The organism is Bradyrhizobium sp. CCBAU 53338 (genome assembly GCF_015291665.1).
In the GTDB taxonomy this organism is placed as follows: Bacteria; Pseudomonadota; Alphaproteobacteria; order Rhizobiales; family Xanthobacteraceae; genus Bradyrhizobium.
Map to the genome: position 1 here is coordinate 2,226,546 of NZ_CP030048.1, position 26,108 is coordinate 2,252,653.

The window sequence follows — 26,108 nt, forward strand, 5'->3', positions numbered from 1 at the left end:
CCTCACGAATTCCAGGGCGGCGCGGGCTGCGACGGCGGCTGGCGCCGCTGCGCGCGTTTCTTCAGGTGCAGGCAGACGTCCTGGTCGAAATAATTGGCCTGGCATTTCAGGCAATAGATGCATTCATTGGGGTTGATCTGGCCGAGCGGATGGATCGCCTGCACGGTGCAGCGCCGCGCGCAGATATGGCATTCGCTGCCGCATTCCCGGTAGCGCTTGAGCCATTCGAACATGCGCATGCGCGCGGGAATCGCCAGCGCCGCGCCGAGCGGGCAGAGATAGCGGCAATAAAAGCGCTCGACGAACAGGCCGGCGAGCAGCAGCAGTCCTGCGTAGAGCCCGAACGGCCACTCCCGCAGGAACTTCATCGTGATCGCGGTCTTGAAAGGCTCGATCTCGGCAAGCTGGAACGCCGCCAGGATCGAGCGCAGCGAGATAGCCAGAATACCGAGGAACACGACATATTTGATCATCCACAGCCGCTCGTGCAGCCCGAACGGAATTTCGATCTGCTTGATGCCGAGGCGCCGCGCGACCTGGTTGGTCAGCTCCTGTAGCGTGCCGAACGGACAAAGCCAGCCGCAGAATACGCCGCGTCCCCAGAACAGGATGCTGAGCGCGACGAAGCTCCAGAGCATGAACACCAGGGGGTCGAGCAGGAACAATTCCCAGCGGAAGCCGGAGAGCAATGCGTGGATGAAGGTCAGGACGTTGACGACCGAAAGCTGGGCGTTGGCGATGAAGCCGAGGAAGATCAGCGTCAGCAGCATGTAGCCGGTGCGCAGCCGATAGTAGAAGACGCCGTGCGCCGTCACCGTATCCTGGAAGATCAGGATCGCCGCAAGCACCGTGAGCATGGCGCCGAGCAGACCGATCTCGTAGCGGCGCGCCCACCAGATGTCCTGCCACAGGGTTTGCGTCGACGCGGGCGCGGCTGCAGCTGTTGCGACCTTGCCCGCCGCTGCCGGCGGCGCGGCGGCGATGAGATAGCGCTCCGGAATCCGGTACGCCAGCGAGACCACCGCGGGCCCGTGCGGCACCGAACCGGCGCCGAGGTCGAGATCGAGACGGAACGGTCTTGTCGAATCGAAGCCGCCGGCTTGCGGAATCCGGAATACCGCGATCTCGCGCAATTCCGGCGCGCCGGCGGCATGCAGGGACTCGACCGCAGTATGATCGGACGGCTTCAGACGGAACGTGCGGTTGTCCTGGACGAGTTCGATGCGGGTGAATGTTCCGGTCTGGCGCCACTCGGTGCCCTTGAACGAATAGAGCCCGCTGGCGCCGATCAGGATGAGGTCGTCCTCCGGCCCGATCTTGCCGAGCTCGCTCTCGTAGATGCGCTGGCCGAGCAGGCTCTCGCCGATCGGCGGCGGCGTCGCCAGCGCAAGCCATAGGTCGATGAACGGCTTTTCGGGCTCGCTGTCCTGCGTGGCCAGCAGCTTGGCTGCTTCGCCGCGCGACACCAGCCGGTGCTGCACCGCGCCTTCGGCGAGCAGCGATGGCCACGGCGACCGCCGCAGCGTCTCACGATCGAGACGCACGGCGCGGTCGGGCGCCATGCTGCGACTACGCAGCACGCTACGTGCCGAGCGCACGATTGCGTCCCGGATGACGGTGCTGGTGATGGTGGCGCCTGCGACTGCGTGCGGGCCGCGGGCGAGCTCGTCGGAAGGCTTCAACGCGGCGCCGGCGCGCACGTCGAAGCCGCGGAAGCCGGCGACATAGGCCGCGAGCGCGTCGCGTGGAATGCCGATCACCAGGATCGGCTCCTCGTGAGCGACGATCTCCGCGCCGACGATGATCCCCTCCGGGGTGACGGCGGCGACGATGTCGAGTGGGCGGCCCGCGTAGCCGACCGATCCGGACACGTCGAGGCTCGAGAAGGCATAGCCGAGCACGCGTCCATCCTTGGCCCTCACGCTTGCGGCGGGTGGGGTGCCTTCGGCGCGCTCGACGGTGGCAGGCTCGGCGAAGAACGTCTCGGCACGGCCGAGATCGGCCGCCTGTGTGCTGCACATTGCGAGCAGAAGCATCGCCATTGCGCGCAGGCCTTGCAAGGCAACAGGACCGATGGTGACGATCGACGTTCGCATGGCTCGGGATCAGGCAGGGTTCGGCCATCACCGCATTGAGGTATGTCAATCCCGGTCTTAACCGCGGTCAAGGCGAAGCTGCTGCATTCTAAGGCATAAGGCTCCATCGGGATTTTCACGCTGGAGGAATGTGATGCGAGGCCGAGCTTCTCTGCTAGCGATGCTCACCGGCGGCGCCGCCGCTGCCGCTCTGATGTTGGGTGCAATGACGGAGGGCTTCGCTCAGCAGCCGGCACCGAGTCCGAAACCTGCTGACGTGCAGCAGCACAAGACCACGCCGGGCGGCCAGTATCAGCCGAGTCTCGACGTTCTCGGCGACAAGCCGGTGGAACAGCCGGGCACCAAACCGGGTGATCCCAATCTGACCAAGGCCGAGTTCGAGAAGGCCAGCCGCATCTATTTCGAGCGCTGCGCTGGTTGCCACGGCGTGCTGCGCAAGGGCGCGACCGGCAAGCCGCTGACGCCCGATCTCACCAAGAAGCTCGGTTTCGATTATCTCCGCGACTTCATCACCTACGGCTCGCCCGGCGGCATGCCCAACTGGGGCACTTCGGGAGACCTCCAGGCGACAGACATCGAGTTGATGGCGCGCTATCTGCTCAACGAGCCGGCGCAGCCGCCGGAGTTCGGCCTGAAAGAGATGAAGGAGAGCTGGAAGGTTCTCGTGCCGGTTGCCCAACGGCCGACCAAGAAGATGAACAAGCTCGATATCGACAACCTGTTCTCGGTGACGCTGCGCGATGCCGGCGAGATCGCGCTGATCGACGGCACCACCAAGAAGATCGAGTACGTCCTGAAGTCGGGCTACGCGGTGCACATCTCGCGCATGTCGGCGTCCGGTCGCTACCTCTACATCATCGGGCGCGATTCCAAGCTCAACCTGATCGACCTCTGGATGGACCCGCCACAGACGGTGGCCGAGCTGAAGATCGGCACCGAGGCGCGCTCGGTGGAGACCTCGAAGTTCAAGGGCTACGAGGACAAGTACGCGATCGCCGGCTCCTACTGGCCGCCGCAATACGTACTGATGGACGGCGCCACGCTCGAGCCGATCAAGGTGGTCTCGACCCGCGGCATGACCGAAGATACGCAGGAGTATCACCCGGAGCCGCGCGTCGCCTCGATCGTCGCCTCGCACTACAACCCCGAATTCGTCGTAAACGTCAAGGAAACCGGGCAGATCCTGCTGGTCAACTACAAGGACCTGAAGAATCTGAAGGTGACCGCGATCGAAGCCGAGCGCTTTCTGCATGATGGCGGTTTCGACAAGACCGGCCGCTACTTTCTGGTCGCCGCGAACGCCCGCCACAAGATCGCGATCGTCGACACCAAGGAGGACAAGCTCGTCGGCGTAGTCGAGTCCCAGGGCCAGACCCCGCACCCGGGGCGCGGTGCGAACTTGGAGCATCCGAAGTTCGGACCGGTGTGGGCGACGAGCCACCTCGGAAGCGAGACGATCTCCTTCATCGGCACCGATCCCGAGAAGCACAAGGATCAGGCGTGGAAGGTCGTGCAGACAATCGAGGGGCAGGGCTCCGGCTCGTTGTTCATCAAGACGCATCCGAAGTCGGAAAACCTCTACGTCGACACGCCCTTGAATACGGACGCAGAGATTTCCTCTTCGGTCGCGGTGTTCAAGATCAAGGACCTGGCCAAGGAGAAGCCCGAGTACAAGGTGCTTCCGATCGGACAGTGGTCCGGCATCTCCGAAGGCGCGCGTCGCGTGGTGCAGGGCGAGTTCAACAAGGATGGCACCGAGATCTGGTTCTCCGTCTGGAACAACAAGGTCCAGGACTCCGCGATCGTCGTGGTCGACGACAAGACGCTGACGTTGAAGACGGTCATCCGCGACAAACGGCTGATCACGCCGACCGGCAAATTCAACGTCTACAACACCCGCAACGACGTCTACTGATGGGTCACGAGAGGACGCGGCGACCTTGGTCGCCGCATCCTCCCACTCTGTGAAAGCGACCAAAGCGGAGCGCCTCATGGCTGTCGGGAAGGTCTATCTGGTCGGCGCCGGTCCCGGCGATCCGGAGCTGCTCACGCTGAAGGCGGTGCGCGCCATCGGCGAGGCAGATGTCGTCGTCTACGACCGGCTGGTGCCGCCGGCGATCCTCGACACCATCGCCGACGGCGTTCTCCGGATCAGTGTCGGCAAGCAGCCTGCGCACCACCCGGTGCCGCAGGACGAGATCAACGGAATTCTCGTGCGGCTCGCGCGCGCCGGCCGCACGGTGGTGCGACTGAAGGGCGGCGATCCTTTCATCTTCGGACGCGGCTCGGAGGAGGCCGCGGAATTGGAGGCCGCCGGGATTCCCTATGAGGTGGTTCCGGGCATCACCGCCGCGCAAGGCTGCGCCGCGGCGGTGCGGGTCCCGCTGACCCATCGCGGGCTCGCCTCGGGCGTGCGCTTTGTAACTGGCCATCGCAAGGCCAACGAGCCGCTCGACCTGGATTGGCGGAGCCTCGCTGACCCCGAGACCACGCTCGTGGTCTATATGGGCCTCGCCAATCTCGAGGAGATCGTCAGGAAGTTGGTGGCTGAAGGCTTGCCGGCAAACACTCCGGCGCTTGCGATTTGTCAAGGAACGACTCCCCAGGAGCGGCGAGTATGCACGCATCTGGAGACCCTTCCGATGGCGTTGAAGGAAGCTTCCTTCAACGGGCCGGTTCTCTTCATTATCGGAAGAGTCGCCGCGATCGCCATGAAGCGTAGCGAGCGGAGCGATGCAAGAACGACCGAGGCGATTTCAGTTGTGGCCTAGCCTCGCATTGGCCTCGGTCGCTGCGATCGTGCCTGCGGTCGCGGCGAGGGCGGGCGGTGACGCCGCGCGGCTGGCGAGCCTGGTACGGCAGGATTGCGGCTCGTGCCATGGATTGACGCTCAAGGGCGGTCTCGGCAAGCCGCTCACCCCCGAGCATCTGCAATCCTGGAGCCGTGACCAACTCGTCGGCATCATTCTCGACGGCGTGCCGGGCACGCCGATGCCGCCCTGGCGTCCGCTGCTCAGCGAGCCCGACGCGCGATGGATCGCGGAAAGGCTGCAGCAAGGAGATCTGCCGTGACCCTGAGGCTCGTTCTGACCTTGTTGCTGATGATGCCCGCCTTCGCCCGCGCCGACGGGCTGCGCGGCACCGGCAATCTCGGACTCGTCATCGAGCGCGCGACCGGATCGGCGCTGATCGTCGATACCGGGGAGCGCAAGGCGATCGGCCGCGTCGAGGGGCTCGGCGATCTCTCGCATGCCTCCGCAGTGTTCTCGCCGGACCAGCGTTACGCCTACGTGTTCGGCCGCGACGGCGGCCTGTCCAAGGTCGATCTGCTCACCGCCACGATCGCCCGGCGGATCGTGCAGGCGGGAAATTCGATCGGCGGCGCCATCTCCGACGACGGCGCGCTGATCGCGGTGTCGAACTATGAGCCGGGCGGCGTGCGGGTATTCGACGCCAGGACGCTCGATCCGATCGCCAGCATTCCCGCCGTCGGCGCCGACGGCAGGACGTCGAAGACGATCGGGCTGGTCGATCTGCCGGGGCGGCGTTTCGCTTGGGCACTTTATGACGCCGGCGAGATCTGGATTGCGGATCTGACCAACGTCGAGGTACCCGCGGTCACGCGGCTGACCGATGTCGGCAAGCTGCCCTATGACGGCAACGTCACGCCCGACGGACGGCACTATCTCGCCGGCCTGTTCGGAGAGGACGGCGTTGTTCACGTCGATACCTGGCAGCAGCCGCTCAAGGCCGAGCGCATCCTCGACGGCTACGGCCGCGGCGAACAGCAATTGCCGGTCTACAAGATGCCGCACCTGGAGGGCTGGGCCGCGGTCGGCGACAAGCTGCTGCTGCCGGCGGTCGGGCATCACGAACTGATCGCCGTCGATCTGCGCAAGTTCACCGAAGTGGGCAGGGTGGCGACGCATGGCCAGCCGGTGTTCGCGGTGGCGCGGCCTGACGGCCGCCATGTCTGGGTCAACTTCGCCCATCCGCTCAACGACACCATCGAGGTCGTCGACACTGAGAGCCTCGAGGTGATCCATCGCCTGACGCCCGGGCCGGCCGTGCTGCACATGGAGTTCACGCCACGTGGTAACGAGGTCTGGGTCTCCGTGCGCGATGCCGACCGCATCGACGTCTATGACGCCGCCTCCTTTGCCAAGAAGGCGGAGATTCCGGCGCAGAAGCCGTCCGGCATCTTCTTCACCGCACGCGCGACGAGGATCGGACAATGACGCCGACGCCCACCGAGCTCAGCTTGATCGATCGCTGGCAGCATGATTTCCCGCTGGTCGAGAAGCCCTTCACGGTGGTCGGCCGCTCGGCGGCCCTGGACGCGCAGGAGACCATCGACGTATTCCGCCGCATGCAGCGCGGAGATCTGATCTCGCGCATCGGCGCGGTGGTTCGCCCGAACACGGTGGGTGCCAGCACGCTTGCCGCCATGCAGGTGCCGACGGATCGGCTGGAGGAGGTGGCGGCCATCGTCAGCCGGGAGGCGCTGGTCACCCACAATTACGAGCGAGAGCACGACCTGAATCTGTGGTTCGTCGTCGCCGGTATCGACCCCTACGCGGTCGCGGCCACGATTCAGAGCATCGAGGAGCGGTGCGGTGTTGCCGCGATCGCACTGCCGATGCTCCAAGCCTATCATCTCGGCCTCGGCTTTCCACTCGGCGGGCCGCGGCGGCAAAAGAACGGGGCCGCAACCTCGGCCGGGGAGTATCATCCCGATCCACGCGATCGCAGCATCCTTGCCGCAATCGAGAACGGGCTGCCGCTCGTCGAGCAACCCTATCATGCAGTCGCGGATCGGCTTGCGCTCGATCAGGCCGTGGTGATCTCTCGCCTCGAGCATCTCGTGGCTGCGGGTGTCGTGACGCGGTTCGGCTGCGTCGTCCGGCATGACAAGCTCGGCTTCAGAGCCAACGCAATGGCCGTGTGGGATATTCCCGACGAGGCCATCGACGGCGTCGCCGCGACGTTCGCACGACATCCCGCCGTGACGCTGTGCTACCTTCGTCCGCGCCGGCTTCCGCTCTGGCCCTACAATCTCTTCTGCATGGTGCATGCGAAGTCGCGGCCCGATGCGTATGCCGCCATCGACGAGCTCAATCTGCTGGCTGACACCGGCCTGAAGCGGCAGGCCGTTCTGTTCTCGAAACGCTGTTTCAAGCAGCGCGGGGCGGTGTTCTCCCGGGGCGAGGGAGCAAACTGATGCGTTCTCTGGATCCGACCGAACGCGCTGTCGTCAACGGCCTGCAAGGCGGCTTTCCGCTGACCGAGCGGCCATTTCGCGATGCCGGCGCCGAGTTGGGCCTCAGCGAAGGCGAACTGATCGATTGTCTCGGCGGCCTCGTCGCCGGCGGGCAGCTCAGCCGCTTCGGTCCGCTCTGGAACGCGGAGCTTATCGGCGGAGCCGTCTGCCTCGCCGCGATGGCCGTGCCGCTGGAGCGCTTTGACAAAGTCGCCGAGCTCGTCAACGCTCATCCGGAGATCGCGCACAATTACGAACGCGATCACGAGCTCAACATGTGGTTCGTTGTGTCGGCCGCCGATCCGGACCGGATCGACCAGGTCATCGCGGAGATCGAATGCGAGACCGGCCTTGTCGTCCGCGCCATGCCGAAGACGCGCGAATTCTTCGTCGGCTTTCGTGTCGAGGTCTGAACATGCTGGATGCCACCGATCGCAGGCTTGTTGCCGCCACCCAGTCCGGCCTGCCGCTCGCGCCGGAGCCTTACCGCGTGCTTGCCGGGCGGCTCGGACTCGCACACGCCGAGGTGATCGCGCGGCTGCGGCGCTTGGCCGACGACGGCGCCATTCGCCGTATCGGCGCGATTCCGAACCATTACGCGCTCGGTTACACCGCGAACGGCATGTCGGTGTGGGACATCGAAGACGCCTCCATCGCCGAGATCGGCGCGAAGGTTGGCGCGCTCGATTTCGTAACCCACTGCTACGAGCGGCCGCGTCACCTTCCGCTTTGGCCGTACAATCTCTTTGCGATGGTCCATGGCAGGACCCGAGACGAGGTGCGGGTCAAGGTCGTGGAGATCGCGGCACTCGTCGGCCCCGCCGCGCGCGCCCATGAGGTGCTGTTCTCCACCCGGATACTGAAGAAGACCGGACTTCGTCTTGCGGCCTGAACCGAGGAGCGGTCATGTTTCGCCTGAGCCAATATCTGCATGAGCTGGACGAGCCGGCCCCGACGGGTCCCGTCCGCCAGCCGCCCGGGCCGGTGGTGATCTGGAACCTGATCCGGCGCTGCAACCTCACCTGCAAGCATTGCTACTCGATCTCCGGTGACGTCGACTTCCCGGGCGAGCTCTCGACCGCAGACGTCTTCCACGTCATGGACGACCTCAAGGCATTCCGCGTGCCGGTGCTGATCCTGTCCGGCGGCGAGCCCTTGATGCGGCAGGACATCTTCGAGATTTCCACGCGCGCCAAGGCGATGCGGTTCTATGTCGGCCTGTCCTCGAACGGCACGCTGGTCGATGCCGCCATGGCCGACCGCGTCCGCGACATCGGCTACGACTACGTCGGCATTTCCCTGGACGGCATCGGCGCCACCCACGACCGCTTCCGCCGCAAGGAGGGCGCCTATCAGGAAGCCCTGACTGGCCTGCGGCTCCTGCGCGACCGCGGCATCAAGGTCGGCGTCCGCTTCACCATGACCGAGGACAACGCGGTCGAGTTGCCGCGCCTGCTCGATCTCGTCGAGCAGGAGGGCTTTCCAAAGTTCTATCTGTCCCACCTCGTCTACGCCGGGCGGGGCAACAAGAACCGGGGCGACGACGCAATGTGGCAGACCACGCGCGATGCCATGGACATGGTGATCGCGCGTGCCTGGCGCTGGGCGCAGGCTGGAAGCGAGATGGAGATCGTGACCGGCAACAACGACGCAGACGCGGTCCATCTGCTGCATTGGGCCGAGCGGAACGCGCCGCAGGCGGTCGGTAGTCTGCGTGCGAAGCTGGTGCGCTGGGGCGGCAATTCCTCCGGCGTCAACGTCGCCAACATCGACAATCTCGGAAACGTTCACCCCGACACGATGTGGTGGCACCACACCCTCGGCAACGTGAAGGCGCGCCCATTCTCCGAGATATGGAACGACCTGTCGGATCCGATCATGGCAGGCCTGAAACAGAAGCCGCGCCGCGTCTCGGGCCGTTGCGGCGCCTGCATCCATCTCGACATCTGCAATGGCAACACGCGGGTGCGCGCGCAGCGTATCACCGGCGATGCCTGGGCGGAGGACCCCGGTTGTTATCTCGGCGATTCCGAGATCGGGCTCGAGGCGCCGATCGAACGGGTGAGGACCAGCATCTTTCGTGGAAGGCATCATGAAGCGCAGCTGTCTGTCTGATTGGATCGCCGTCGCGCTGACGGCATGCGCGCTGGCTGGCCCTGCCTCGGCCGAACCGGATGCAGCAAAACTGTTTGCGGAGAATTGCGCCGAATGCCATGGCGCGGACCGCCTCGGTCGGCTCGGACCGGCGCTGCTGCCAGAAAATCTCGGCCGGCTGACCGGTGCGCGCGCCGCCGCCGTCATCGCCGACGGCCGCGCAGCTACCCAGATGCCCGGATTCGCCGGCAAGCTGGGCAGCGACGATATCGCCGCGCTCGTTACCTACATCGCTTCACCGCTTCCCTCGGTGCCCGCCTGGGGGCCGGTGGAGATCGAGGCGAGCCGCGTCGTGTATGCCTTCGCGCCCGAGCTCGATCGCCCGCGCTTCGAGGCCGATCCGATGAATCTGTTCGTCGTCGTCGAGGCTGGCGACCATCATGCGACCATCCTCGACGGCGACCGCTTCGAGCCGCTGACGCGCTTCCAGACCCGCTTCGCGCTGCACGGCGGACCAAAATTCACGCCGGACGGACGCTACGTCTTCTTCATGTCGCGCGACGGCTGGGTCTCGAAGTACGACCTCTGGACGCTGACCATGCTCTCGGAGGTGCGCGCCGGCATCAACGCGCGCAACATCGCGATCTCGCGGGACGGCAAGCACATCGCAGTCGCGAACTATCTGCCCCACACGCTGGTGATGCTCTCGACCGACGATCTCAAGGTCGAGAAGGTGTTCGAGGCGGAGGACCGCAAGGGCAATTCCTCACGTGTCTCCGCCGTCTACCAGGCGCCAACCCGGAACAGCTTCATCGCCGCGCTGAAGGACGTTCCCGAAATCTGGGAGATCGCAACCGACCCGAATGCACCGCCGGTCTATTCTGGCTTCGTGCACAGTCACGAGAAAGGCATGATCGAGGCGCTGGCTTCTTCGCAGGGGCTATTCGCCCTGCGGCGGATCGAGGTGCCGGAGCCGCTCGACGACTTCTTTTTCGATCCGCCGTACCGCAACCTGATCGGCTCGGCGCGCGAGGGCAGGGCGATCGTCGTCAACCTCACCGTCGGGCGTGATATCAAGCAGCTCGACCTGCCAAGCCTGCCGCATCTCGGCTCGGGCATTTCCTGGACCTTCAACGGTCGCCCGGTGATGGCGACGCCGCTTCTGAAGGAAGGCAAGATCAGCGTGCTCGACCTGCAGGACTGGTCGCTCATCAAGGTGATCGACACGCCGGGCCCCGGGTTCTTCATGCGGAGCCACGAGAATACGCCCTATGCATGGGCCGACAGCATGATGAGCGCGAAGAAGGATACGCTCTCGATCATCGACAAGCGGACGCTGGAAGTGGTTCGCAGCGTGACGCCGGAGCCGGGCAAGACCGCTGCGCATGTCGAGTTCGATAGGGACGGCCGCCACGCCCTGGTCTCGATCTGGGACGACCGGGGCGCGCTGGTGGTCTACGATGCGGCGACTTTCGTCGAGGTGAAGCGCATCCCGATGTCCCGTCCATCCGGCAAATATAATGTGTGGAACAAGATCACCTTCTCCGATGGCACCAGCCACTAGCGCGGTTTGCACCGAGCCGCGGACCGCCATTCTGTTGGCGGTTCATGGTGAGCGAAGGGAGGATGCCAGCAACGAAGCCGTCTTCCGGCTGGTTCGCGCGTTGTCGGATCGCGCGCTCGCCGCCGAGGTCGAGGCAGGATTCATCAATGGCGTGCCGACCATCGCCGCAGCGCTCGACGCGCTAACGGCCGCCCGGATTATCGTCTACCCCTTGTTCGCTTCGAGCGGATATTTCACGCGTGATCGACTCGTGGCGCTGATCGACGAGGCCAACAGGGAGGGCCGGCACATCCGCATCCTGCCCCCGCTGGGTCTCGATCCGGGCTTGCCGGATCTCGTCGTGGCCTTTGCGAGGAATGCCGCCCGCGAACGAGGGTTTGCCGCCCGAGCGAGCAACGTCATCCTGCTGGCGCACGGCTCGCGACGAAACTCGGCCTCCCGCAACGACACCGAACGGATTGCGGAGGCGGTTCGGCGCCGTGCTGTCTTCGCGCAGGTCGAGCCTGCGTTTCTCGAGGAACGACCCTTCCTCGCCGATACGGCGTCGACGCTTTCCGGGCCCACCGTCGTCGTCGGACTGTTTTCCGGCGAGGGCCTGCACGGGGCGCGCGATGCTCCCCGCCTGATCGTCGAACTCGGCCGCGACGATGTCGCCTATGCAGGCGTGGTCGGCAGCGCGCCGGGCATCGAGGATGTGGTCGCCCGGTCTGCGGGGGAAGCAATCCTGCAGGACATTCGTTCCAGGACGGAAGTGCTGTCAATGTCGCGCCTTGGCGCCGTGCGCGGCCTCGCGTCAAACCGCGTGAAAGGTCAAACCACCGGTTGACCTGAGAAATCGAGGCGTCGGCTGTAACAAATTGATTTATTTAGACTTGTTGGGGCCGTCCTTTGCATTTAAGTGCCTGCAGTCGTTCATAAGACATCAGGCTCTCAATCAGCGGGTCCCATGCTCGAGCCCTGGTGGGTCCACCATATAAATCAATCACTTAGAGGATAGGGGTGGTGTCGTTCCGGCAACCCTTGCCCACGGGCGTTCGTCGCGCGGACCGCATCGCGGTGCCCCGCATTGCTCTGACCGCTCCAAGCACGCGTTCGGTTTCCGATGTCGGGACAACTCTGCTGTCGTGCGGACATCGCGGTGAACGTTCAGTCCCCGCCTCGGCCACGATTCCTGTTGTTCAGCGAGTCCGACGCCTCTAGCATCGCGTCGGAACGGATGTCGGGACGAAATTGTGCCGCGAGGACATCATGCGCTGCATTCGTGCATTGCTGCTGGCCGCGGGTGTGCTGGGACCGCTGCTGTTCGCATCGGCGGAGCCGAGCCATGCGCAGGGGATTCCGCAAGACATTCCGAGGAAGGATCTGTTGATCCTCGAGAACCCGGAAGGCACGGTCAAGAACGCCGGCTGGTTCAACATCTGGGTGATCAACGCCAGCTCGCAGTCCAATGGGCTGCAGCAGGCTGCGCTTGATACGCTCTGGTACATCGATCCCGAGAGCGGCCTCGACGGCGTCTGGGACAACTCGCTGGCCGCCGACAAGCCGCAATACAACGCCGACTTCACCGAAATGACCGTCAAGCTCCGGAGCGGCATCTTCTGGAGCGACGGGGTCGAATTCACCGCCGATGACGTCGTCGCGACCGTGACGACCCAGATCAAGCATCCGGCCATGCGCTTCAGTGCGGTGCTGGCGAGCAACGTGGCCTCCGTCGAGGCGCCGGACGCTCATACGGTTGTGTTCAAGCTCAAGAAACCCAATTCACGCTTCCACGCCAATTTCACGGTGCGCTGGGGCGCGATCTGGATCCTGCCCAAGCATGTGTTCGACAAGGTCGACGATCCCGTCAAATTCGACTTCAACAAGCCGGTCTCGCTCGGCGCCTATGTGCTGCACAGTTACGATCCCGACGGCAAATGGTACATCTGGCAGCTTCGCGATGACTGGCAGCGCACCACGCTGGCGCGCTTCGGCAAGCCGGGGCCCAAATATCTCGCCTATGTCGATCCCGGACCGCCCGAGAAACGTGTGATCGCGCAGCTCAACCACGAGCTCGACGTGATCCACGACATCGCGCCGGAAGGCATGTTTGCGCTGGCCAAGCAGAGCAAGACGACGCGAGCCTGGTTCAAGGGCTTCCCCTATGGCCATCCCGATCCGACGCTTCCCGCTGTCATCTTCAATACCCAGAATGAGAATTTCAAGAATCCGGACGTGCGGTGGGCGTTGGCGTTGCTGATCGACATCAAGGCCGTTGCGATGGCGGCCTATCGCGGCGCTGCCACCATCTCCGCGATCGGCGTGCCGCCGACGGGAACCCATCCGGCCACCTATCACGCGCCGATGGAAGACTGGCTCAAGACCTTCGAGATCGATACCGGCAAGCGCAAGATCAAACCGTACGACCCGACGATCGGCCAGCAGATTGCCGACATGCTGCGGCCTTCCATGGGCGAGCAGATCCCGTCGGATCCGGCTGACATCGCCAAGGCGTTCGGCAGGGGTTGGTGGAAGACCGATCCGCAAGCGGCGCAGGAGCTTCTGGAGAAGGCCGGCTTCAGCAAGCGGGGTGGTGCCTGGATCACGCCTGATGGAAAGCCCTTCAGCATCCGTGTCATGGTCGAGGGCGATTTGCGTCCGGTGATGACGCGGGCCGGAACGATGATCGTGCAACTGTGGAAGCAGGCGGGCATCGATGCCAAGATCGACGTCGCGCAAGGAACGCTGCCGACGCGGCGGGCGGCCGGCGATTTCGACACCTTCATCGGCTGGAGCGTCGAGACCTGGGGCGGGCACCAGGACCTGTCCTACTTCCTCGACAGCTGGCATTCGGAATTCGTCGCCGAGCCGGGCAAGCCGCAGCCGCTGCGCAACTGGCAGCGCTGGTCCAGTCCTGCGCTCGACAAGATCATCGAGGAAATCCGCACCGTCGGCTTCGATGATCCCAGGTCGATCGAGCTCGGCAAGGAGTACGTCAAGCTCGCGGTCAAGGAGATGCCGACCATTCCGCTGATGGCCTACAACGTCTTCACCGCCATGGATCAGACCTACTGGACGGGTTTTCCGACCGCGGAGAATCCCTACACCAATCCCGTGCCGAACTGGGGCAATTCGCGCTACATGTTCGTCCGGCTGAAGCCGGCAAATTAGCAAGCGATGAACCGTGAGCGCCCGTATCTGTCAGAGCGACATGGTCGAGCATCCCGGGTGCTCCCGTGAGCGGGTACGCCGGCTATGTCGGCCGCCGGATCGGGCAGTTCCTGCTCGTGGTCTTCATCGGCATCAACATCGCCTATGTCGTCACGCATGCATCGCCGATCGATCCGGTCGAGCAATCGATCTCGGCGGTGACCTCCTTTGGCAACACTGCGCCCGATGCGATCGAACAGATGCGCAATTCCTTGCGCGAGCTCTATGGTCTCGGCGGCACGCCCGTTGAACAATATCTGACGTTCTGGAAGCGGATCCTGAGCGCCGATTTCGGTCCCTCGATGTCGGCATTTCCGACACCCGTCGGCACCCTGATTGCGCGTGCGCTGCCCTGGACGGCGGGCCTCCTCGCGGTCTCGACCCTCATCGCCTGGGTGCTCGGAAATCTGCTGGGTGGACTTGCCGGCTATTACCGACAGAGCCGCGGATTAAGGTTGATGGGCGTGATCGCCATGGGCCTTCATCCTATCCCTTATTACATCCTGGCCATGCTGCTGCTGATCGTGTTCGGCTTCCTCTGGCCGGTGCTGCCGATCACTGGCGGGGCGGCGATGAATCTGCCGCAGTCCCTGACGCCCGAATTCGTCGGGAGCGTGCTGCAGCACGCGATCCTGCCGGCGCTCTCGCTGATCCTGATCGGCGTGGGGAGCTGGTTTCTCGGCATGCGTTCGCTGGTCTCCAACGTCCTCGCCGAGGACTACGTCGTCTATGCCGAGCTTGCCGGCGTGAAGTCCTGGCGCATCCTGACGTCCTACGTGATGCGCAACGCGCTGGTGCCGCAGGTGACGGGCCTTGCGATGTCGCTCGGTGGAATCTTCAACGGTGCCGTGATCACCGAGAAGGTGTTCGGCTATCCGGGTCTCGGCTCGCTCCTTGTCGATGCCGTCTATGCTGGCGACTACGGTCTGGTCCTCGGCGTCACCACCATCTCGATCCTCGGCGTATCGTTTGGCGTGCTCGCGATCGATCTTCTGTACCCGCTGCTTGATCCCAGGGTGAAGGTCAGCTGATGGCCGTCTTTCTCAACGACCTCTTGCGCGACAGGGCAGAATTCCGGATTGGGGCGGTGCTGGTCGCTATCGTTCTGCTGCTGTCCGTGCTGGCGAGCTTCTCGCCCTATCCGCCCGAGAGTGTCTATGTGGTGCCGCCCGACCTGCCGCCGTCCCTGACCTACTGGTTCGGCACGACGTCACGTGGCCAGGACGTGTTCTGGCAAGTGAGCTTTGCCATTCGGAATACATTGCTGTTCGGGGGCACGGTGGCCCTTGTCAGCCGCCTGGTCGCGCTCACCGTCGGGCTCATCAGCGGCTACAAGGGAGGCTGGATCGACCGCGTCCTGATGTCGCTGAACGACACGTTCATCGTCATTCCGCTGCTGCCGGTCCTGGTGCTGTTCTATTTCGTGATGCGCGACAGGATCTCCTGGCTGATGCTGGCGCTGATCATGGCTTGTTTCGGATGGGCCTACGACGCGCGGCTGATCCGTTCGGTGGTGATGAGCTTGAGGCAGCGCGAGTTCACCCAGACCAGCCTGTTCTCGGGAATGAGCACGCGGCAGATCCTCACCGAGGAGCATCTGCCCTACGTCGTGCCGATCCTGTTCTCCACCACCATGAACAACATGGTGTGGTCGATCGGGCTCGAAGTGACGCTTGCGGTGCTCGGCTTTACCGACATCAACACGCCGACGATCGGCGGCATGATCTATTGGGCCAACCAGCATACGGCGATGGTCGCGGGCATCTGGTGGTGGATCGCCTTTCCAACCATCGCTGTGGTCATGACGTTCATCGGCCTCTTCCTGCTCGCGATCTCGGTGAACGCGCACATCGATCCGAGAAGCCGCCTCTGGAACGTCGGAGGGGCCTCGTGATGCAGGCCAACGCCGGGCGGCCGGACGGAGATCAGGAGGCTCAGCCGCTCCTCAGCGTTCGCGACCTCCAAGCCTATTATCGGACCAGCCATTCCGGCGTCAGGCGCGGCATCAGGGCGGTCGATGGTGTCAGCTTCAAGGTGCGCCGCGGCGAGATCTACGGACTCGCCGGAGAATCCAGCTCCGGCAAGACCACGCTGATCAAGAGCATCGCGGGCGCGATCAGGCCTCCACTCGAGATCGTGGGCGGCAGCATCGAGTTTGCGTTCCTGCCCGGCTATGGCGGATTGCACCGCGCGCCGCGGGAAGACGTCGAGCGGATCCGCTGGCGGCACCTGTCCTACATCATGCAGGGCTCGATGAGCGTGCTGAACCCGGTGCGTCGTATCAAATCCTCGTTTGTCGATTTCGCATATCCGCATATCGGTGGTAACCGAACGCAGTTCGAGCAGCAGGTGGTCGATCATCTGGCGCGGGTGAAACTCGATCCCTCGGTGCTCGCCGCCTTTCCACACGAGCTCTCGGGCGGGATGCGGCAACGCGTCGCGCTTGCGCTTGCCACGATCTGCCGACCCGGATTTGTCATCGCCGACGAGCCGACCACCGCGCTCGACGTGGTGGTGCAGAAGGAGGTGCTCGGCATGATCCGCGGCATCCAGCGCGAGACCGGCTCGTCGGTTCTGTTCGTCACGCACGACATGGGCGTGCACGCGCACATCACCGACCGGCTTGCGATCATGTATGCCGGGCGTCTGGTGGAGGAGGCCGCGACCGCAGAGATCTTCCGCAATCCGCAGCATCCCTACACCAAGCACCTCATCTCGAGCCTTCCGCGCATCGGCGACGACGCGCCGCGCCAGGGACTTGGCGGCACCCCGCCAAATCTGGCCGATCCCCCGTCGGGTTGTCGCTTCCATCCGCGGTGCCCGCTCGCAAGCGAGATTTGCAGCCGGGAGGTTCCGGTCATGCGTGAAGCCGCCGCTGGACATCGCGTTGCATGCTTTGCCGTCATCAAGGACAACAAGGCATGAACGATCTGCTGCTCGACGTCATCGAGGCCAGCAAAACCTTCGTTCGCGGAAGGCTGCTGTCGAGAGAGACAATCGTTGCGGTGAACAAGGTGAGCTTCCAGCTTGCTGTCGGGCGGCCGGAGATCCTGGCCATCATCGGTGAGTCCGGCAGCGGCAAGACGACCCTTGCGCGGATGATCCTGAACATGGAGGCACCGACCAGCGGTAGACTGTTGCTCGACGGGATCGACCTTGCGGCCATCAGCGGCAGTGCCAGCCGGCTGGCATTCATGCACAAGGTGCAACCGATCTTTCAGAACCCCTTCGAGTCCTTCAACCCGCTGAAGCGGGTTGAGCGGTATCTGCTTAAGACGCGACGTCGATTCTCCGGCGTGGCGGGGGAGAGCGCGACTGCAGCGGCCGTCGATGCGGCGTTGCACAAAGTCGGGCTGTCGCTCAACGAGGTGGGTGGCCGGTACCCGCACGAGCTGTCCGGCGGACAGCTTCAGCGGATCGCGATTGCGCGTGCGCTGTTGGCCGAACCGAAATTGATCGTGGCGGACGAGCCGGTGTCCATGATCGACGCATCCTTGCGGACGTCCATCGTCAATCTGTTCAGGACGTTGCGGGACGACCTCGGGATATCGATCATCTATGTCACGCATGATCTGGCTACCGCCTACTACATCAGCGACCGCATCATGATCATGCAGAAGGGCAGTGTCGTCGAAAGCGGTGATGCGCGAACGGTGCTGAAGGCGCCGCAGCATCCCTATACGCGCCTATTGCGCGAAGCCGTGCTATTACCTGAGATACCCAACGCCAAGACGAATCGAACTCCCAGCATGAACGGTCTCATCAGCCCCGGTCCCCCCGAGAGGAGAGCATGAGGAAAGCCAGAGTTCTGATCGACCGCGACTTCGCCATTGGTCACACCGACCCTCGCTTGTTCGGTGCGTTCGTCGAACATCTCGGGCGATGCGTCTATGGCGGCATCTACGAGCCCGACCATCCGACCGCGGACGAGAAGGGCTTTCGCAAGGACGTGCTCGCGCTGGTGAAGGAGCTCGGTCCGACGCTGATCCGGTATCCCGGCGGAAATTTCGTCTCGGGCTACAATTGGGAGGACGGCGTCGGCCCGCAGGAGACGAGGCCCGCGCGGCTTGACCTTGCCTGGTTCAGCACCGAGCCGAACAGTTTTGGCGCCAATGAATTCATGGACTGGTGCCGGGCTGCCGATGTCGCGCCGATGATGGCGGTCAATCTCGGCACCCGCGGCGGCGATGCCGCGCGCAATCTGGTCGAATACTGCAACCATCCCGGCGGTACCGCCTGGTCGGAGCTGCGCCGCGCCCATGGCTGGGACAAGCCGCATGGCGTCAAGCTGTGGTGCCTCGGCAACGAGGTCGACGGGCCCTGGCAGATGGAGCACAAGAGTGCCGCCGATTACGGTGCGCTCGCGCGCGAAGCTGCCAAGATGATGCGCTGGGTGGATCCGACCATCGAGCTTGCGGCATGCGGATCATCCGGGCGCAACATGCCAACCTTCGGACAGTGGGAGGACACGGTCCTCGAGCACACCTTCGATCATGTCGAGTACATTTCGCTCCACACTTATCTCAACAACTACAAGCAGGACACGGCATCGTTTCTCGCCAGTCCCGACCTGATGGACAGCTTCATCGACGAAGTCGTCGCGATCGCCGACGCGGTAGCGGCCAAGCGGCGTTCCGGCAAGCGATTGATGCTGAGCTTCGATGAATGGAACGTCTGGTACCGGACGCGCCGAAATCGTGCCGACCGGGTCAAGGAGGGCTGGCCGGTGGCGCCGCCGATCCTCGAGGAAATCTACACGATGGAGGATGCGCTCGCCTTCGGCGGCGCCTGCATTTCCCTGCTCAATCACGCCGATCGGGTGAGGGTCGCCTGCCTCGCACAGCTCGTCAACGTCATCGCGCCGATCATGACCGAGACGGGCGGAGGCGCGTGGCGTCAGGCTACCTTTTTCCCGTTCGCGCATATGAGCCGCTTCGGCCGCGGTAAGGTTCTCCGCATCCAAGCAGAGTCCGAGACCTACGATTCCTCGTACTACGATCCCCGTGGCACCCAGGAGCAGAATTTTCCGGTGAGGAACGTGCCGTATCTGAAGATCGCGGCCGTGGCAGCGGAGGATGGCGGCCTGTCGCTGTTCCTGCTCAATCGCGATCTGAGGCAGGAGATGGAGGTGAGCGTCGAGGCCAGAAGTTTTGGTCGGCTGGCGGTGAGCGAGCGGCTTGAACTCCGGCACGATGATCTCAAGGCGACGAATACCAAGCACGCGCCCGACAAAATCAAGCCGACGCCGCTGCAGGATGTGACCTTGAGCGGTGGACGATTGCAGGCGACGCTCACGCCGGCGTCCTGGAATGTGATCCATCTGTCGGCAAGCTGAGATGGCAGTGATGCGCGGACGCGATGATATTCAATGCGTGACGCGGGGACGTGCTCGTGAGTCGAGGACTTGGCGAATGGCATGTGCGAGGTCCGCCGGCCGGTACGGTTTGCTCAGCAAGGTGATGCCAGGATCCAGCCGGCCGTCATGCATCATGGCGGCTTCCGGATAACCCGACATATAGAGCACGGGCAGGTCGGGGCGCCGCTGGAGTACGGCATCGGCGAGTTCACGGCCGTTCATCCCGCCGGGCATGACGACATCGGTGAAAAGCAGGTCGATGGTGGCGCCCCGGTCGACGAGGTCAAGGGCGTCCGGGCCGTTGGCGACGGCTAGCGTGCGATAGCCGAAGCTCTTGAGTTGCGCCTCCACGTAGTTGCGCACCAGCTCGTCGTCCTCGACCAGGAGGATTGTTTCACTGCCGCGCCGCAGCTCGCCTTTCGTCGCCACGCTCGTGGATGCTGCGGCCTGGGTCGAGCGCGGCAAGTAAAGGCTGAAGGTCGTTCCCAGCCCTTCTTCGCTATCAATCCTGATGTGACCGCCGGATTGCTTGATGAAGCCATACACCATGCTCAACCCTAGTCCCGTTCCTTTGCCAAGCTCCTTGGTCGTAAAGAATGGCTCGAATATCTTGTCCCGGATCGCCTGCGGAATCCCTGAGCCAGTGTCACTCACCGTGACCAGAACAAAGTCGCCGAGCGAGTTGTCCGGGCCGGGATTGTCCGGTCCAAAGCTCACATTTGTGGTGCCGAATGCGATCTTGCCTCCGCCCGCCATGGCGTCGCGGGCATTGACGGCTAGATTGATCAGGGCGGTCGAAAGCTGGCCCGGATCTATCAGCGCGTGCCAGCAATCGTCTTGCAGCGTGGAGCCGACCTCGATGTGCTCGCCAAGCGTCGGTCGCAACAGCTTGGCAGTATCGGCGATGAGATTGTTGACGTCGACGTTACGGGGTTGCAGGGGCTGCTTGCGCGCGAATGCAAGGAGCTGCATCGTCAGATCGGCCCCGCGCGTGGCGGCGTCGTCGATCATGTGGGCGATGGTGACGAGGTCGGGCTGATCCGCAAGACCGTCGATCAGGATCTGGATCGTCCCGGTGATGACAGTCAGAATGTTGTTGAAGTCATGAGCGACGCCACCGGTGAGCTGGCCGACCGCGTCCATTTTCTGCGCCTGGCGCAGCTGCTGCTCGAGGCGCAGACGCTGGCTGATGTCGCGTCCGATCACGATGACAAGATCCTGGCCGCCCGTCGAGACGTGAGCGGCGGACATTTCGACATCGAGGCCCTTGCCGTCGGGGCCATCCAGGCGAAGCTGTAACAGGCCCGTCGAGTCCGGCGCCAGCAAGCTGGCCACCGCGGTCGCGTCGGCAGGAACCAGGATGGATCGGAACGGGAGGCCGATGATTTGCTCCCGAGCCCGCCCCAGCATCACCCCTGCCGTGCGGTTGGCCTCGATCACGAGGCCCCTCTGGTCAAGGACCAGGATCGCATCATGCGCCTGTTCCATGAGCAGGCGGTACTTTTCTTCCGCCTGCTTTCGCGCGGTGAGGTCGAGCACGAACGATATGCATTGATCGGACGATCCGGCCAGCAAGGCCGAGCCGATGAGAACAGGAACGCGGCTGCCGTCCTTCCTGATGAACTCCTTCTCTCGCGAGGCGGTCTGCCCTGATCGTCTGAGTTGTTCGATCCGCTGCGTGTCTTCGTCGCGGTATTCGGCCGGCGTCATGTCCTTCCAGCGGATTGCGTTCGTGACCAGTTCCTGCCTGGAATATCCGGTCATGCTCAGGAAGGCATCGTTGGCGTAGCTGATATCGCCGCTGCCGTCCCAGAACAGGATGCCGATAATGTTGGAATCGACGAGCCGGCGGATGCGGGCCTCGCGTTCCTGGAGATCGCGATAGAGCAGCGTGTTCTCCAGCGAGATCGCGGCCTGCGCCGCCAGCAAGTCCAGCACAGCCACGCGATCCGGCGTGAAGGCATGTGTCGTCAGCGTGTTCTCGAGATAGAGCAATCCGATGAGCTTGGCTTGCTTCAGGAGCGGCAGGCAGAGAATGGATCTTGGGTGTCGGCGACGCGCATAGTCGTCACCGTAGAGCGCATCTGGCCGCGTCGCGTCATCGACGATGAGAGGTTTTTGCGCGCGAATGACGTAGCGCAGCAGGGCTTCCGGACAGTCCGGTGTCGAGAGCGAGGTCTGGCGCATGGCGAGCGTGAACTCGTCGCCCCTGGATTGGCCTTCCGCTTCGATACGGAAATCGTCATGCCGCGACAGGATCAGCAGGCCGCGATCGGCGCCGGCGTTCTGCAGCGCGATTTTCATCAGCGTCTCGATCAGCTTTGGCAGCTCGATTTCACTCGAGACGGCCTGGGACGCCTTTACCACGGTGGTGACGTCCATCTGCTGGATGGTCGGCCGGCTCGCCGAACTGGTGTCCTCGGCGACGTGGAGCCGGGGATAAAGGCGTTCGAGTTGCCTGACCTTGGGCTCGGCCCCCCAGCGAAGAAATCCGTAATGGGCATCGCGCAGATAAGCATGGGCGATCTTGTCGAACCCGCGCGTGGTGTAGAAGCGCCCGGCGATCTCGTTTGCGATTGCCTCGATCTGGGGGAAGCCGTTTGCATGCGCCGAGACGATGGCCCGGTCGTAGAAGCGCATCGCATCGAGCTCGCGATCTTCGATGCGCGCGATTTCGGCCGCGACGAGGGCGGCGCGGTCGGCGAAGTCTTCCGGGCTGATCTCGGCCAATTGCTGAAGCTGGCGGTGGTGATGGATCAGTCGTTCGATATGGGGGGTACGTCCGCCTGGCGTGGTGGCCTCGCAGCACGCGGCCTCGGCCAAGGCGGCATAGAAGTGAAACTCGACGCGATCGAACAGGGCTTTCGACGTCCACAGCAGCTTGTCGGCCTTTGCGGCGGCGGCGACGGCGGCGGGGTCGTTGGCAAGAACGCGGGCTTGGAGCTTGCGCGTCCAGTACCAGAATCCGGCCTGCTCCAGGTACGGCTCCGTCTCGAGACGACGCTCGAACTGCGCCTCGGTGAAGCCGGCTTCATCGAAGCTGCCGAATTTCGTCGTGAGTCCGCGCAACGACCGGATGAGCTGCAACTGCCCGCTGATGCGATCGGCGGCAAGATCGACATGCGCCCGATGCGCGAAATCGAGTCCCGCCTCGGCTTCCCGCTGCACCTCGGCGAGCGGATCGCCGCAGGCGAGAAGGTGCGTGAGGAGATGGTGGCGGGTGAAGCTCGCATAGTTCACGTCGCCGACCTGCTGCGCCGCGTCGAAGGCCCGCTTCAACCAGGGGCGGCCGGTCCTCACATGTCGGGTCCAGCTTCCGAAGCCGAGATAGACGCGGGCCTTGAACCGGTCCAGTCCGCGCGTTTCGACGAGGTCGAGGCCGAGCTGAGCGAAGCGGTAGCCTGCAGCATAGTCGCCGAAGTCGGGGCCGAGCACCGTGCCGAGCACGATGTAGGCGAGGCACGATGCGTCCGAGTTGCCGTATTGCAGGCTGAGATTGGCCATGCGTCCGATGATGAGACGACGCAAGCCCTCATCGATATACCAGGCAGGCGAGACCAGGACCGTGAGAACGTCCATGGTTCCGCGCGCGATTTGATCCGCCATCTGCGGCAGGTCGAGCAGTGCCTCGATCGGCCGGTCGCCGATCGCTTGCCACATCCGCTCGTATTCGCGCTGGACTTCATCCGGCGTCGGATGCGCCGACCAGTCGATATCGACGCGTCGCAGATAGTCGAGGGCAATCTCGACGTCGCGATCGCTCGGCTCCATCCGCAAACGGGTCACTGCTGCGAGGTCGGGCAGCGTCGCCGCACGCTTTGCCAGTTCGGCGAGGCGCATGTTCGCCGTTGCGTGGTCGCCGGCCAGGAACTCGCATTCGGCGCGTTGTAGCGCCAGCGTGAAGCTGAGCGCGTAATGCTGCTCCCAGCGATCCAGAGGCAGCATGGCTTCGCCGGTCGCGAAATGGGTAAGCGCCATGGCGAAGGCCGTCGCGGCCTTGGCGCGGCGGCCGGCCAGCAGATTGAGCTCCGCCAGCCTGACGCGCTCCTCGGGCGCGGTGATCAGGGCCGTGCCGCGGTTGAGCTGGCTGACGATCTCGAAGACGTCGTCCTCGACGGCATCGGGTGCGGTCCGCGCCGCGAACAAGCGGCCAATGCGAAGATGCGCCGCCGCCCGCTCTCGTTCCGGAATCAGCGCATAGGCCGCTTCCTGAAACCGGTCGTGGACGAAGCGATAGGTGTCGCCTTGCGGCTCGACGAATTCCTGGCGAACCGCAGGCCACAGATCTGCATTGACCCGCTCCTCGGAGATGCCGAGCACGACCGAAAGCACTGCGACCTCGGCGACATGCCCGAGACACGCCATCTGCTGAAGAGCCGTGCGCGTCGCCTGGGGGAGCCGGGTGAGCTTCCCCAGCATGAGGTCGATGACGTTGTCGGTGTATCGCTTGGCGTGAATGCGGTCGAGATCCCAGGACCAGCTGACGGCGTCATGGTCGAACGTGAGCAGGCCTTCGTCTACCAGCGAGAACATGAACTGGATGGCGAAGAACGGATTGCCCGCGGTTTTCTCGTGAATGAGCTGGATCAGCGGGGCTGCGTGACCGGGCTCGCAACGAAGCGTGTCCGCCAGCAGCTGGCCGAGATGCCTGCGGCCGAGTGGCTGGAGCGTGATCTCCACCACCCGTCGTCCCCGCGCCTTGATGGCCTCGCGCATGCGCATGACGGGATGCGCGGAATCCACCTCGTTGTCCCGGTAAGCGCCGATCAGCATCAGGTGCTTCAGCTCTGACCGGGTGAAAATGTCCTCGAGCAACTCGAAGGTCGCCATGTCGAGCCATTGCAGATCGTCGAGGAACAGCACCAGCGGATGCTCGGCCCGCGCAAACAAACCGATGAACTGCTCGAACACGCGGTGGAAGCGGCTTTGCGCATGCTGGAGCGGCAACTCCGGAACAGGCGGCTGTTCGCCGATGACGGCCTTAAGCTCCGGGACCACGTCCACGACGAGCTGTCCGTTCGGGCCGAGCGCGCCGAGCAGGGCCTGGCGCCACGCGGTCAGCTCTTCCTCGCGTTTGCCCAGAAGAGGACGGACGAGACCCTGGAATGCCTTGGCGAGCGTGGCGTAGGGGATGTCGCGCTTGTGCTGGTCGAATTTGCCCGACGCGAACAAGCCGTGCGATGGCACCAGCACCTTGTGCAGCTCGTTGACAACGGAGGACTTGCCGATGCCGGAATATCCCGCGACCAACGCGAGTTCCGGCGCGCCGCTTTTGACGATCCGTTCGAACGAGGCGAACAACATTTCGCGCTCGGCCGCTCTTCCGTACAATTTCTCGGGAACGAGCAGCCGGTCGGGCGTGTCGTGCTGGCCGAGCGGGAAGTCGTCGATGCGGTGACGAAGCTCCCACTCCGCAAGACAGCGCTGCAGATCCCTCTCTGCGCCGCCTGCCGTCTGGTAGCGCTCCTCGGCCATCTTGGAGAGCAGCTTCATGATCAGCCTGGACACCGTGGCGGGCACGTTGCCGGATCGCCTGGCCGGGGCTTGCGGCTCTCTTGCGACGTGACAATGTACCCATTCCATCGGATCGGATGCGGCGAACGGCAGGGAGCCGGTGACCATCTGGTAGAGCGTGACGCCGAGCGAGTAGAGATCGCTTCGGGAGTCGATCGAGCGGTTCATGCGCCCCGTTTGCTCCGGCGACATGTAAGCGAATGTGCCGGCGATCTGTTCTTTCGCGGCTGCGGACAGGCGTTCGCGCGGGCGGCGGGTCGCGAAGCCGAATCCCGTGAGATGCACGCTGTCCCTGCCGCGGCTCACCAGGATGTTGGCCGGCTTGATATCCTTGTGCACGAGGCCGTGCTGATGGACCTTGCCCAGCGCCGCGGCGATCTGGATCGCGAGGCGCAGGAAACTGCCCGTCTCCATGGGTGCGTCGGTCAGCCAGGTCAGCGGTTCGCCGCCGCGATCCTCGAGGACGAGAATGGTGCGGCCGTGATCCTGCACCAGTTCGAGCGGCTTCGCCGCCCAGGCGCTGTCCAGATCGTCCTTCAGCGCAAATTCATGTGCCAGGCGATCAAGGCTTTGCGGGCTTGGATGCTCGGCGGCCGGAACGACGGCCAGCACGACCTGCCGCTCGCCGTCGATGCGTTCGCGGGAGGTGCGGCACAGGAGAATCCCGTCTTCGTCGCAGAGGACCTGCGGACCGTGGGCCCAGCCGGTGCCCATGAACGATGAGAGATTCATGTCGTTAGACCATGCCGCCGCCGAGTTCGGGTCCGAGCCGAAACAGGCTCGCCCCGCGCTCCGCCTCACCCTCCATAAAGCTGCCCCGATGCGGCAAAGCGCGCCGTTACGGTTTCTTTGTTTCCGCGTGCGGGACGCATGAAGGGCAGGACGCACGTGCGACGCTCGGCGCGATGGGGCTGCCCCCTCACGCCTTCATTCCTGCACCCGGTTGATCACGTAGGCCGGGCACCGTGAAATCGTATCATTTGCCTCAATCGCGTCAACGTACCGTCTCGATGACTTCAGGCGAAGCGCATTCGA

The 26,108-nt window shown here is 64.1% G+C and carries 18 protein-coding genes; 16 read left to right on the forward strand and 2 right to left on the reverse strand.

Going from position 1 to position 26,108, the window contains the following annotated elements; all coding sequences use genetic code 11:
• Positions 1–2: 2 nt before the first annotated feature.
• Positions 3–2,096, reverse strand: a complete 2,094-nt coding sequence (locus XH90_RS10500) for a NosR/NirI family protein (RefSeq protein WP_194481077.1) — start codon at positions 2,094–2,096, stop codon at positions 3–5.
• Between the two features lie 133 nt (positions 2,097–2,229).
• Between XH90_RS10500 and XH90_RS10505 the strand changes: the two genes are divergently transcribed.
• The 16 genes from XH90_RS10505 (at position 2,230) to XH90_RS10580 (ending at position 19,538) form a co-directional block, all read left to right on the forward strand.
• The gene (locus XH90_RS10505) at positions 2,230–4,011 is read left to right on the forward strand and encodes a nitrite reductase (RefSeq protein WP_305853187.1); all 1,782 of its coding nucleotides are present in this window, start codon (positions 2,230–2,232) and stop codon (positions 4,009–4,011) included.
• 25 nt (positions 4,012–4,036) lie between these two features.
• Entirely contained in the window at positions 4,037–4,867 is an 831-nt protein-coding gene (gene cobA, locus XH90_RS10510; RefSeq protein WP_246755763.1) for a uroporphyrinogen-III C-methyltransferase, read from the forward strand.
• The gene (locus XH90_RS10515) at positions 4,857–5,168 is read left to right on the forward strand and encodes a cytochrome c (RefSeq protein ID WP_246755764.1); all 312 of its coding nucleotides are present in this window, start codon (positions 4,857–4,859) and stop codon (positions 5,166–5,168) included. The genes cobA and XH90_RS10515 overlap by 11 nt, the downstream gene beginning before the upstream one ends.
• On the forward strand, positions 5,165–6,334 hold the full coding sequence (locus tag XH90_RS10520) for a cytochrome D1 domain-containing protein (RefSeq protein WP_210348723.1): 1,170 nt from the start codon (positions 5,165–5,167) through the stop codon (positions 6,332–6,334). The genes XH90_RS10515 and XH90_RS10520 overlap by 4 nt, the downstream gene beginning before the upstream one ends.
• Complete coding sequence (locus XH90_RS10525; protein WP_194481083.1) at positions 6,331–7,317, forward strand: Lrp/AsnC family transcriptional regulator; 987 nt, start codon at positions 6,331–6,333, stop codon at positions 7,315–7,317. The genes XH90_RS10520 and XH90_RS10525 overlap by 4 nt, the downstream gene beginning before the upstream one ends.
• Positions 7,317–7,769, forward strand: coding sequence for an Lrp/AsnC family transcriptional regulator (locus XH90_RS10530; RefSeq protein ID WP_194481084.1), 453 nt, complete (start codon positions 7,317–7,319; stop codon positions 7,767–7,769). Before XH90_RS10525 ends, XH90_RS10530 begins: the two co-directional genes overlap by 1 nt.
• A 2-nt stretch (positions 7,770–7,771) precedes the next feature.
• On the forward strand, positions 7,772–8,248 hold the full coding sequence (locus tag XH90_RS10535; protein WP_194481086.1) for an AsnC family transcriptional regulator: 477 nt from the start codon (positions 7,772–7,774) through the stop codon (positions 8,246–8,248).
• 14 nt (positions 8,249–8,262) lie between these two features.
• Positions 8,263–9,471 (forward strand): heme d1 biosynthesis radical SAM protein NirJ, encoded by a 1,209-nt coding sequence (gene nirJ, locus XH90_RS10540; RefSeq protein WP_194481088.1) that lies wholly within the window; start codon positions 8,263–8,265, stop codon positions 9,469–9,471.
• The gene (locus XH90_RS10545; protein ID WP_194481090.1) at positions 9,449–11,014 is read left to right on the forward strand and encodes a cytochrome D1 domain-containing protein; all 1,566 of its coding nucleotides are present in this window, start codon (positions 9,449–9,451) and stop codon (positions 11,012–11,014) included. Before nirJ ends, XH90_RS10545 begins: the two co-directional genes overlap by 23 nt.
• Before the next feature lie 34 nt (positions 11,015–11,048).
• Positions 11,049–11,840: a CbiX/SirB N-terminal domain-containing protein gene (locus tag XH90_RS10550; RefSeq protein ID WP_194481092.1), complete on the forward strand. Its 792-nt coding sequence runs from the start codon at positions 11,049–11,051 to the stop codon at positions 11,838–11,840.
• 422 nt (positions 11,841–12,262) lie between these two features.
• Complete coding sequence (locus XH90_RS10555; RefSeq protein WP_194481093.1) at positions 12,263–14,164, forward strand: ABC transporter substrate-binding protein; 1,902 nt, start codon at positions 12,263–12,265, stop codon at positions 14,162–14,164.
• A 65-nt stretch (positions 14,165–14,229) separates the two neighbouring features.
• A complete protein-coding gene (locus tag XH90_RS10560) occupies positions 14,230–15,234 on the forward strand; it encodes an ABC transporter permease (protein ID WP_194481095.1) in 1,005 nt (334 codons plus the stop codon).
• Positions 15,234–16,097: an ABC transporter permease gene (locus XH90_RS10565; RefSeq protein WP_194481096.1), complete on the forward strand. Its 864-nt coding sequence runs from the start codon at positions 15,234–15,236 to the stop codon at positions 16,095–16,097. The genes XH90_RS10560 and XH90_RS10565 overlap by 1 nt, the downstream gene beginning before the upstream one ends.
• Complete coding sequence (locus XH90_RS10570) at positions 16,097–17,128, forward strand: ABC transporter ATP-binding protein (RefSeq protein WP_194482654.1); 1,032 nt, start codon at positions 16,097–16,099, stop codon at positions 17,126–17,128. Before XH90_RS10565 ends, XH90_RS10570 begins: the two co-directional genes overlap by 1 nt.
• Positions 17,125–17,997: an ABC transporter ATP-binding protein gene (locus tag XH90_RS10575; RefSeq protein WP_194481098.1), complete on the forward strand. Its 873-nt coding sequence runs from the start codon at positions 17,125–17,127 to the stop codon at positions 17,995–17,997. The genes XH90_RS10570 and XH90_RS10575 overlap by 4 nt, the downstream gene beginning before the upstream one ends.
• Positions 17,994–19,538 (forward strand): alpha-N-arabinofuranosidase, encoded by a 1,545-nt coding sequence (locus XH90_RS10580; RefSeq protein WP_194481100.1) that lies wholly within the window; start codon positions 17,994–17,996, stop codon positions 19,536–19,538. Before XH90_RS10575 ends, XH90_RS10580 begins: the two co-directional genes overlap by 4 nt.
• A 30-nt stretch (positions 19,539–19,568) precedes the next feature.
• Here XH90_RS10580 and XH90_RS10585 read toward each other — a convergent pair whose 3' ends face one another.
• Complete coding sequence (locus tag XH90_RS10585) at positions 19,569–25,805, reverse strand: AAA family ATPase (RefSeq protein ID WP_194481102.1); 6,237 nt, start codon at positions 25,803–25,805, stop codon at positions 19,569–19,571.
• Positions 25,806–26,108: the final 303 nt, after the last annotated feature.

What these genes read in the sequence shown, in the direction of transcription:
- XH90_RS10545 (WP_194481090.1), top strand. Translation starts at nt 9,449, where the DNA reads ATGAAGCGCAGCTGTCTGTCTGATTGGATCGCCGTCGCGCTGACGGCA.
- XH90_RS10505 (WP_305853187.1), top strand. Translation starts at nt 2,230, where the DNA reads ATGCGAGGCCGAGCTTCTCTGCTAGCGATGCTCACCGGCGGCGCCGCC.
- XH90_RS10580 (WP_194481100.1), top strand. Translation starts at nt 17,994, where the DNA reads ATGAGGAAAGCCAGAGTTCTGATCGACCGCGACTTCGCCATTGGTCAC.
- nirJ (WP_194481088.1), top strand. Translation starts at nt 8,263, where the DNA reads ATGTTTCGCCTGAGCCAATATCTGCATGAGCTGGACGAGCCGGCCCCG.
- XH90_RS10555 (WP_194481093.1), top strand. Translation starts at nt 12,263, where the DNA reads ATGCGCTGCATTCGTGCATTGCTGCTGGCCGCGGGTGTGCTGGGACCG.
- XH90_RS10585 (WP_194481102.1), bottom strand. Translation starts at nt 25,805, where the DNA reads ATGAATCTCTCATCGTTCATGGGCACCGGCTGGGCCCACGGTCCGCAG.
- XH90_RS10575 (WP_194481098.1), top strand. Translation starts at nt 17,125, where the DNA reads ATGAACGATCTGCTGCTCGACGTCATCGAGGCCAGCAAAACCTTCGTT.
- XH90_RS10570 (WP_194482654.1), top strand. Translation starts at nt 16,097, where the DNA reads ATGCAGGCCAACGCCGGGCGGCCGGACGGAGATCAGGAGGCTCAGCCG.
- XH90_RS10525 (WP_194481083.1), top strand. Translation starts at nt 6,331, where the DNA reads ATGACGCCGACGCCCACCGAGCTCAGCTTGATCGATCGCTGGCAGCAT.
- XH90_RS10530 (WP_194481084.1), top strand. Translation starts at nt 7,317, where the DNA reads ATGCGTTCTCTGGATCCGACCGAACGCGCTGTCGTCAACGGCCTGCAA.
- XH90_RS10565 (WP_194481096.1), top strand. Translation starts at nt 15,234, where the DNA reads ATGGCCGTCTTTCTCAACGACCTCTTGCGCGACAGGGCAGAATTCCGG.
- XH90_RS10535 (WP_194481086.1), top strand. Translation starts at nt 7,772, where the DNA reads ATGCTGGATGCCACCGATCGCAGGCTTGTTGCCGCCACCCAGTCCGGC.
- XH90_RS10500 (WP_194481077.1), bottom strand. Translation starts at nt 2,096, where the DNA reads ATGCGAACGTCGATCGTCACCATCGGTCCTGTTGCCTTGCAAGGCCTG.